We start from the raw sequence: 9,068 nt of genomic DNA, 5'->3' as shown, positions 1-9,068 counted from the left end.
GCACCGTCCTCTGCGGGTTCCAGCGCATGGGGCAGTAATTCAGCGGCGAGGTTTTGCAGAGGTGCGAAAGCATCAGTGGTCATAAACATCCTTTTAAGTGAAAAAGTTTTCAGCTGCAACACAACCCTGTAGCAGCTGGCGAAGCCTGCGTCCGGCTGCGTAGCAGACGTGAAGTCAGACGCCGCAGTGTTACAGGAAAACCGCATGTTCAGGTTTCACGACTGCTGCGCAGCCGGACGCAGGCTTCGCCAGCTGCTACAGGGTTGTGTTGCAGCTGAAAACTTTTTCACTTAAAAGGATGTTTATGACCACTGATGCTTTCGCACCTCTGCAAAACCTCGCCGCTGAATTACTGCCCCATGCGCTGGAACCCGCAGAGGACGGTGCCCACGACCTGTCGCACTTGCAGCGGGTATGGCACAACGCGCGCACGATTCACGCGCAAGAAGGTGGCAATCTTGAGGTGCTGCTGGCGGCGGTGCTGTTACACGACTGCGTGGCGGTGGAGAAAAACTCGCCGCTGCGTTCGCACGCATCGCGACTGGCCGCCGAGAAAGCATCTGCCGTGTTGGCCGACATGAATTGGCCCGGCGTAAAAATCAGTGCGGTGAGCCATGCCATCGAGGCTCACAGCTTCTCTGCCAATATTCCTGCCACGTCGCTCGAAGCGAAAATCATGCAGGATGCCGACCGCCTCGATTCCCTCGGCCTGCTCGGTGTCGCCCGCACGTTCTACGTAGCCGGGCGCATGGGCAGCGCGTTGTACGACCCGCAGGATCCGCAAGCAAAGCACCGAGACTACGACGACACACGCTTTTGCCTCGACCATTTCCAGACCAAGCTGCTGCACCTGGCGGACGGATTCCAGACTGCAACCGGTCGACGCCTGGCGCAGATCAGGCATGAGCGGTTAAAGGGTTTCATGGAACAGTTCAAGGAAGAGATCGGCGTCGACTGAAGCAGGCCCGCAGGCCTGGACCGTTCGTCATTCATCAGGCACCAATCCCAATCGCGGGCGGACCAATATCAGGTAGAGACTCTATAAACGGAGACGATGCCATGTTCATGTACAGGTTGACCGCCCTCGCTCTCACCTCACTGCTGTCCTGCGCGGCATTCGCCGTCGCACTGGCTGAAGGAACGGGCCCGACCAACCCGGTCGAGGGTCCGAAAGCGCCCGCCATCCAGAGCGCACCCAGCATGAATACCAATGGCACTGGTGTCGATAGCAGCCTGCCGCCCACTACGGGCACTGACCCAAGGATTCAGGGCAATGACGCGGGCCGTCAAGGCGGACTGAACATGCCCGACACCCAGATACCCGACAACGCCGGCAGCGGCATCGGCTCGAAAACCACCACTGGTGGCTCGGGTTCCGAGGGCGGAGCCAATCAATAGCTCACCCGCGCGAGCGACCTCTCCACACACATCAAGAGGTAAGCATGAACGACGATAAAAACCTGGAAAAAGAAGTCCTGATCCGCCTGTTGCACGCCCACCCGAGTGGCTTGGGCAAAGAGGTTCTGGACAATTATCGGGGGGAAAAAGTCGTGGCCAGCACCCTTGCCACCCTGCAGGAACGGGGGCTGATTCAACACGGCCACGTGAGCTGCAATGAGGCTGGCGAGCACACGGTGAATCTGCCGATCAAACTCAGCAGTGCCGGGGTTGAGGCGGCTCGCAAGCTGGAAAGCTGAAAGGATCATTGTCGTTTATAGGCCCCTCGCGATCAGGCTCGCTCCTACATTGGATCTGCGTCAAACACAAATCCCCTGTGGGAGCGAGCCTGCTCGCGATGGCGTTGGCAAATCCACCACTAATGCATCAGACCCACCGCTTTCGCGGGCAAGTCGAATTGTCGCACCGCCGCGCCTACAAATAACTGCGTATCAGCGCTGTTTCAGACGGTCAATGACAACGGCCAGCAACAGAATCGAACCACGAATCACATACTGATAAAACGTGTCGATGTTCTTCAGATTCATCGCATTTTCAATAATCGCCAGAATCAACACCCCGGCAATCACATGACGGATCATGCCGATCCCGCCGCTCAGCGACACCCCGCCCAACACACAAGCCGAAATCACGGTCAGCTCAAAACCCTGGCCAATCATCGGCTGACCGGAGGTCATGCGCGACGCCAGAATCACCCCGGCCAGCGCACCAATCACGCCATGCACGGCGAAGATGATGATTTTGGTCCGGTCAACGTTGACCCCTGCCAGCAAAGCCGCTTCCTGGTTGCCGCCGATGGCCATGGTGTTGCGCCCGTAGGTGGTGTAATTCAGCAGCCAGCCGAAAAACAGGAAGCAGACGATGGTGATCAGGATCGGCACCGGCACGCCAAACAACTGGCCGTTACCGAAGACGAAGAACTGCTCTTGCGAAACGCCGACCGCTTTGCCGTTGGCGAAGATGYAAGCCAGACCGCGAACGATCTGCATGGTCGCCAGCGTGGTGATCAACGCGTTGACCCGCAGCTTGGCAATCACGATCCCATTGATCAGCCCGACAATCAGCCCCATCACCAGCGCGGCACTCACGCCGAGGAACACGCTGTCGGTGTCGCGCATCACCACCGCCGCGACCACGCCGGCACAGGCGATCACCGAGCCCACCGACAGGTCAAAGTGCCCGGACGCCAGGCAATACAACATGGTGCACGCCGCGATCCCCGTCGTCGAAATCGCCAACCCCAGGCCGCGCATGTTCAGTGGCGAAAGGAAGTTGTCGATCAGCAAGGTGCAAAGCACGAAGATCCCGACCGCCGCCAGCAGCATCACCCAGTCATCAAGAAAGCGCCGCAGGTCCAGAGGTTTACGCTGGGTCGGCAGTACGTTGTTTTGGGTTGTCATCATAGTCACCTCTCAGTTCGCCACGCCGTCAGCGCGTTGGCGCGGCAAAGCCAGTTGCAGCAAGTTGGATTCATTGGCCTCTGCGCGAGACAACTCGCCGCGCATCGCGCCTTCGCAGAGCACCAGAATGCGGTCGGAAATGCCCATCACTTCCATCAGGTCGCTGGACACCACAATCACCGCGATGCCGCTTTCGGCCAGGTTATGGATGATCTGGTAGATCTCGGCCTTGGCCCCGATGTCGATGCCGCGGGTCGGTTCGTCCAGCAGCAGGACTTTCATCGGCATCGACAGCCAGCGACCGAGAATGGCCTTCTGTTGATTGCCACCGGACAGGTACATGATTTTCTGCTCGGCGCTTGGCGTCTTCACCTTCAGCGACTTGATATGTTTGTCGGCATTGCCCTTCTCCCACAGCCCGCGCAACAGGCAGCCGAAGGTGGAGTGGGCGCCGCGTGCGCTGATGTTGATGTTCTCGGCGACACTGGCCAGCGGGATGATGCCCTCCTTCTTGCGGTCCTCGGGGCACAGCAGAATCCCCGCCGCAATTGCATCGCGAGGCGAACGCAGTTTCAGTTCATGACCGCGCAATTCCAGGCGTCCGGCGGTAWTGCGCTCCAAGCCGCTGAGCAGGCGGAACAACTCCGTGCGCCCGGCACCGACCAGTCCGAACAGCCCCAGGATCTCGCCTTTGTGCGCCTCGAAACTCACCGGCTCGCGCAAGCCGGGGCCGAGCAGCCCATCGACTTTCAACGCGACCGCGCCACGCTTGCGAGGACGGTAATCGTAGATGTCCTGAATGTCGCGTCCGACCATGCACGTCACCAATTGGTCGTGGGTCAGCTCGCTCATATCCTCGAACGTGCGCACGTAACGACCGTCCTTGAACACCGTCACCGCGTTGCAGATGCGGAACACTTCTTCCATGCGATGGGAAACGTACAGCACCACTTTGCCTTCGTCGCGCAGGCGTCCGATGATCGCCATCAAGCGGTCAATCTCGCGGGCCGACAGGCTGCTGGTCGGTTCGTCGAACGCAATCACATGCGCGCCACGGGACAACGCCTTGGCGATTTCCACCAGTTGCCGCTGACCGAGGGACAAGCGCCCGACCTTTTCTTGCGGGTCGATTTCATCGGCCAGGCCGTTGAGGCAAGCCAATGCCTGTTGGCGCAGGGCGCCGCGATTGATCAGGCCAAAACTGGCCGGCAGGTGTCCGAGGAACAGGTTCTCTGCCACGGTCATTTCGGGCACCAGGTGCAACTCTTGATGGATCACCGCGACGCGGCTGGCAATGCTGTCGGCGGTGGATTTGAATGCCATCGCCTGTTCGCCGATCTGCAAGCTGCCACTGCTGGGCGTGTAAGCACCGCCGAGGATTTTCAGCAGTGTGGATTTGCCGGCGCCGTTCTCGCCCATCAAGGCGTGAACCTGCCCCGGATGGGCGACGAAGCTGATGTTGTCCAGCGCCTTCACCCCGGGAAAGGTCTTGCCGATCCCGTTGAAACGCAGGCTGCCGCCAACGCTGTGTTCGTGTGTCTGTACTTGCGCGTGCATAAAACCACCTCTTCACAGGTCAGGCAGCCCCGTCGCCGGGGCTACCGTTGAAATCAACCGAGCCTCAGTTCCACAGGCCGATCTTTTCCAGTTCCTGCTTGAAGTTGTCGCGCGTGATCAGCGTCACGTCATCCATCGCGGTGAATTTCGCCGGTTCCGTGCCGGTGGTGACCCACTCGTACATCATGCTGGCGGTGTTGTAGCCCTCGATGTGGGGGCTAGGCAGCATCGAGCCGAAGAAGCCGCTGTGGGCTTTCTTCAGTTCGCCGATGGCGTCGGTGCCGTTGATGCCGATCCCGATGACATTGGCGGCGGCGAAACCGGCGCTTTCGGTGGCGCGCACGCCGCCGAGCACGGTGTTGTCGTTCATGCCGCCGATGATCAGGTTTTTCGCCGAGCCCGGCAGTTTCACCAGCGCCGAGTTGGTAGCGTCCATGCTGCCCGGTACGTCGAGGGTTTTCAGTGCCGCGAACAGAATGTGGTCTTTCGGCATGCCGGCGTCTTCCAGCGATTTGACCGAACCGTCGGTGCGTTTCTTGCCGGTGTCGAGTTCGTTGAAGGTGTTGATCACCGCGTAGGTGTCTTTCCAGTCCCAGCCACGTTTCTTCGCTTCGGTGGCCATGGCGCTGCCTTGTTTCTGGCCGACTTCGAACGCGGCCATGCCGAGGTACGGGACGTCTTCCATGAACTTGCCGTTGGCATCGACAAAGCGGTCATCGACGGCGATCACTTTCAAACCGTTCAGCTTGGCCTTGGCCATGATCGCCGGGCCCAGGGACACGTCGGGCGGGCAGATCACGAAGCCCTTGGCACCGTTGGCGGCGAGGCTGTCGATGGCCGAGAGGGTTTTCTCGCCATCCGGCACGGCGATCTTGATGAGCGTGAAGCCTTTCTCTTTCCCGGCCTTTTCGGCGAATGCCCATTCGGTCTGGAACCAGGGCTCTTCCGCTTGCTTGACCAGGAAACCGATTTTCACTTCCTCGGCCGCCAGCAGAGTACTGCTCAGGCTAACCGCGGAGACCGCCAAGGCGGCACAGCACAGGGAACGGATCCCACGACGACGATTCATAAGCTGACTCCTTGTTATTTTTTTTGAGCGTTATTTGAAACTGGTGTAAACGATGAAACCAATAGTCATATCGTATGATGATTGGATTTCAGACGAAATTCAGCGCCTGAAAGCCGTTATGTTCAGTCGTGATACATCACAGAGCGCCCACCATCGATGGTGATGCACGAGGCATTGATGAACGGTGCTTCATCGCTGGCCAGGAAAACTGCCGTCATCGCCACTTCAATCGGCTGCCCGATGCGACGCGGGGGATGCAAGTCAAAGGCGCGCTGGCGCTCGGCCTGCGGGTCGGCAAAACCGTTCCAGTAATCCACGTTCAGTTGAGTTTCGATGTAGCCCGGCGCGATGGCGTTGACGCGAATGCCCTTGGGCGCATATTCGATGCCGAGTGCGCGGGTCAGGCCGAGTAAACCGTGCTTGGCCACCGGGTACGGGAAGCAGCCCGGGATGATGTGGGTGGAATGGGTCGAAGCGATGTTGATGATGCTGCCGATGCCCTGCTCGATCATTTGCGGCAATACAGCCTTGCAACCGAACCAGGCGCCGTCGAGGTCGATGGCGAAGCAGCGATGCCAGTCTTCTTCGGTCATTTCCAGTGGATCGCGGAACACGTTGACCCCGGCGCAGTTGACCAATACGTCGATCCGGCCATGAAGGTCGACCGCCAGTCTGGCCATGGCGTGCAGGTCTTGCTGACGCGATACGTCAGCCTTGATAGCCACCACATCGGCGCCTTGTTCGCGCCAATGCGCCGCGACTTTCTCGACTTTTTCAGCCTGGATGTCGCTGATGATCAACTTGGCTTGCTGGGCTGCGAACGTCGCGACGATGGCCTCCCCGATACCTTGAGCGGCACCGGTCAGCAGCACCACTTTGCCTTTCAGGCGCTCGCCCTTGGGCGGCTCGGCCACCGGAGGCAAGGAAAGAGGTTCAGCCATGAATCAAAACTCCTTTTTGCAGGCACGACAAAAACCGGGCATCTGTCGATGTCCGGTCAAAAGACTGTTTGGAAAATCGCTGCATCACTTCACCTGTTTTGTTTTTTTAAGTGTGAGTGCGTGTAACTGATGGCCGACTATAAACCCGCCCACCAAATAATCTCAATATATAATTTTACATCCCATATTTAGGGATCTATCCCGCAAAACGCGTGCATGGCTTTCCGGCCACATCCACTCGAATCGATAACACCGCACCATCCAGCGGATGGTTGAGCGGGCTCGCAGCGCTGGTGATGTACAGGGTTTTCAGGTCTTCGCCGCCGAACACGCAACTGGTGGGACGGCTGACGGGAAGCTCGATGATTCGATCAACATGTCCGTCCGGGGTCAGCCGGAGTAAACAGCTGCCGTCCCAGCGGGCGTTCCACACGTAGCCTTCGGCGTCCATGGCCGAGCCATCGGGAACGCCACGTTTATCAGGACCGAACCAGACATATGCGGTGTCCAGATTGCCGTCGGCATGGATGAAATACCGGTACAGCGTGGCGTCGAGGCTGTCGGCGAAATACAACGTCGTCGCGTCATCGCTCCACAGCAGCGTGTTGGGAATCCCCAGCCCGCGCAGCAGTGGCGTCACCCGGGCATCACGGTCGATGCGGAACAGACCGCCGGAGCGACGAGTGACAGGCAGGTCTTCACCGTTTTCACCGATGTTGTTTTGCATGGTGCCGAGCCAGAGCCGCCCCTGTGCATCGCAACGGGCTTCATTGGGGCGATTGCCGGGTTGCGGGTCGGCTACACAGAGCAAGGTCAGGCGCGGCTCAAGGCCCGGTGAGTCGAGGTCCAGCCGATAGACGCCACTGCTCAACGCAACCAGTGCATCACCGCTTTCGCAGGGGATGAAAGCCGAGATGTGCTCCGGCATTTCCCAGATCTGGACGTTGGCGCCGATCAGCCGAAGTGCTTGTTTGCCGGCGATATCGACCCAGTACAGCGCCTGCGTCGGCACGTCCCAGAACGGGCCTTCGCCAAGCCGCGCACGGTGCTGGGTCAGCGCAATCAACGTCATGAAACCTCCTGCCTTGTTTTTGTTTTTATGTGGGAGCGACGGTTCGGCGTTCCGACCTGCTCGCGATAGCGGTGGATCAGTTAGCATCTATGTCGAATTTGATTCAGTCATCGCGAGCAGGCTCGCTCCCACAAGGGATCTTTATGATCAGCCAGCTTTTTTGTCGGCCATGACTTGCGGGTAGAAGCGCTTGATCGCCAGGTCCGCGTTATCGATCAGGGTCATGCAGGCCCAGACCCCGCGCGCGGCGTCACGGGCGGCGATGGCATCGGCCATGTCTTTGTGAATCGGCAGCGTACGGCGCAGTTCGTCGGGGTCGGCCGCAGAGACCTCAAACGACACTGCTAGCAGCGCGCCAAGGGCCGGGACCATTTGCTCAATGAACTGATTGTGGCTGGCGGCAAGGATGCATTCATGGAAAATCTGGTCCGCGCGGTTGTAATCGACCCCGCTTTCCACTGCCCGCTCCAGCGCGTTGTAGGCCAGAAGCACGGCTTGCACTTGCTCGATCGTCGCCCGCTCACAGGCCCAGCGTACGGCCATGGGTTCGATGGTGCGGCGCAGGTCGAGCAAATCGTCGACGAAATTTTCCGGCAAACCGCTGCGTGACAGCCAGCCGACGACTTGTGGATCGAAGAGGTTCCAGCGGCGGACCGGCAACACCCGGGTGCCGACTTTCGGTCCGACTTCGAGCATGCCTTTGGCGACCAGGGTTTTGATGGCTTCGCGGATGACCGTGCGACTGACACCGAGCTGCTCGCCCAGATCGGCTTCGACCTTGAGCGTTTCGCCGGGTTTCACCTGAGCAGCGGCAATCCAGCAACCCAGCCAATCAACGGTCGATGCATGAAAACTGCTGGACATGGAAACCTCAAAAACCGCGCGCGATGGAGCAACACGCTAATCATCATATGATTGGGTGTCAATTAGATATTTCGGAAATGTGAAGATCAAATGTAGGAGTGAGCCTCATCGCGAGCAGGCTCACTCCTACAGGTTTATGTATCAAGGTTCGAGACCGATCCGGAAGAACTCGCCACCGCTCCACACGCCAAGCCAGCGCTGTCCGTCGATTTCACGGGTCACTGCCAGCTCCACCAGTTGGTAGAACACGTTGCGATGAATCAGTGCTTCGAGGTTGGTGCGCACATGGACATAGGGCGCCGGCTCTTGGGTGACAGGGTCGATCACTACGCGAATCGGGTGTTCGGTGCCGGCATCGGCAGTTTCATCGACATTGGTGGTGAAGCGCAGGACTTGAGCCTCACCCTCGCCTTCCACATCCACGGCAATCGCCACAAACGGTGCATCATCGACTTTGATCCCGACCTTCTCGACCGGTGTGATCAGGAAATAGTCATCGCCATCGCGGCGAATGATGGTAGAGAACAGTTTGACCATCGGCTTGCGCCYGATCGGCGTGCTCAGGTAATACCAGGTGCCGTCGCGGGCGATGCGCATATCGATGTCGCCACAGAAATCAGGATTCCACAGGTGAACCGGCGGCAAGCCTTTGGTTTTGGGGATCTGCCCCAACAAGTCGATGGCTTTTTGCGGGCCACTCATGGCGT

Annotated in this window: 10 protein-coding genes and 1 pseudogene; 3 read left to right on the top strand and 8 right to left on the bottom strand. The window is 59.1% G+C overall.

From position 1 onward, the window contains the following. A pseudogene (locus AC1DSG_RS08635) lies at window positions 1–83 on the bottom strand (HD domain-containing protein); the annotation flags it as partial. Between the two features lie 221 nt (window positions 84–304). Here AC1DSG_RS08635 and AC1DSG_RS08630 point away from each other — a divergent pair. From AC1DSG_RS08630 to AC1DSG_RS08620, 3 genes are all read left to right on the top strand, one after another. Continuing rightward, window positions 305–958 carry an HD domain-containing protein gene (locus AC1DSG_RS08630; protein WP_477790502.1) on the top strand — a complete coding sequence of 218 codons (654 nt, stop codon included), beginning with the start codon at window positions 305–307 and terminating at the stop codon, window positions 956–958. A gap of 101 nt (window positions 959–1,059) precedes the next feature. After that, complete coding sequence (locus tag AC1DSG_RS08625) at window positions 1,060–1,398, top strand: hypothetical protein (RefSeq protein ID WP_477790501.1); 339 nt, start codon at window positions 1,060–1,062, stop codon at window positions 1,396–1,398. A 44-nt stretch (window positions 1,399–1,442) separates the two neighbouring features. Next, on the top strand, window positions 1,443–1,697 hold the full coding sequence (locus AC1DSG_RS08620) for a hypothetical protein (protein WP_477790500.1): 255 nt from the start codon (window positions 1,443–1,445) through the stop codon (window positions 1,695–1,697). Between the two features lie 192 nt (window positions 1,698–1,889). Here AC1DSG_RS08620 and araH read toward each other — a convergent pair whose 3' ends face one another. From araH to AC1DSG_RS08585, 7 genes are all read right to left on the bottom strand, one after another. Then, on the bottom strand, window positions 1,890–2,858 hold the full coding sequence (araH, locus tag AC1DSG_RS08615) for an L-arabinose ABC transporter permease AraH (protein WP_477790503.1): 969 nt from the start codon (window positions 2,856–2,858) through the stop codon (window positions 1,890–1,892). 12 nt (window positions 2,859–2,870) lie between these two features. Then, window positions 2,871–4,415 (bottom strand): L-arabinose ABC transporter ATP-binding protein AraG, encoded by a 1,545-nt coding sequence (araG, locus tag AC1DSG_RS08610; protein ID WP_477790499.1) that lies wholly within the window; start codon window positions 4,413–4,415, stop codon window positions 2,871–2,873. 64 nt (window positions 4,416–4,479) lie between these two features. Then, on the bottom strand, window positions 4,480–5,484 hold the full coding sequence (locus AC1DSG_RS08605; RefSeq protein WP_477790498.1) for a substrate-binding domain-containing protein: 1,005 nt from the start codon (window positions 5,482–5,484) through the stop codon (window positions 4,480–4,482). 122 nt (window positions 5,485–5,606) lie between these two features. Continuing rightward, window positions 5,607–6,425 (bottom strand): SDR family oxidoreductase, encoded by an 819-nt coding sequence (locus tag AC1DSG_RS08600; RefSeq protein ID WP_477790497.1) that lies wholly within the window; start codon window positions 6,423–6,425, stop codon window positions 5,607–5,609. A 196-nt stretch (window positions 6,426–6,621) separates the two neighbouring features. Continuing rightward, window positions 6,622–7,497, bottom strand: coding sequence for an SMP-30/gluconolactonase/LRE family protein (locus AC1DSG_RS08595; protein ID WP_477790496.1), 876 nt, complete (start codon window positions 7,495–7,497; stop codon window positions 6,622–6,624). A 147-nt stretch (window positions 7,498–7,644) separates the two neighbouring features. Then, window positions 7,645–8,361 carry a FadR/GntR family transcriptional regulator gene (locus AC1DSG_RS08590; protein ID WP_477790495.1) on the bottom strand — a complete coding sequence of 239 codons (717 nt, stop codon included), beginning with the start codon at window positions 8,359–8,361 and terminating at the stop codon, window positions 7,645–7,647. Between the two features lie 141 nt (window positions 8,362–8,502). Then, entirely contained in the window at window positions 8,503–9,063 is a 561-nt protein-coding gene (locus AC1DSG_RS08585) for a DUF1285 domain-containing protein (RefSeq protein ID WP_477790494.1), read from the bottom strand. Window positions 9,064–9,068: the final 5 nt, after the last annotated feature.

It is taken from the genome of Pseudomonas sp. P5_A12 (assembly GCF_056400685.1).
The sequence above is the reverse complement of the archived record's forward strand: the minus strand, read 5'-3'. Positions and strand labels throughout refer to the sequence as shown.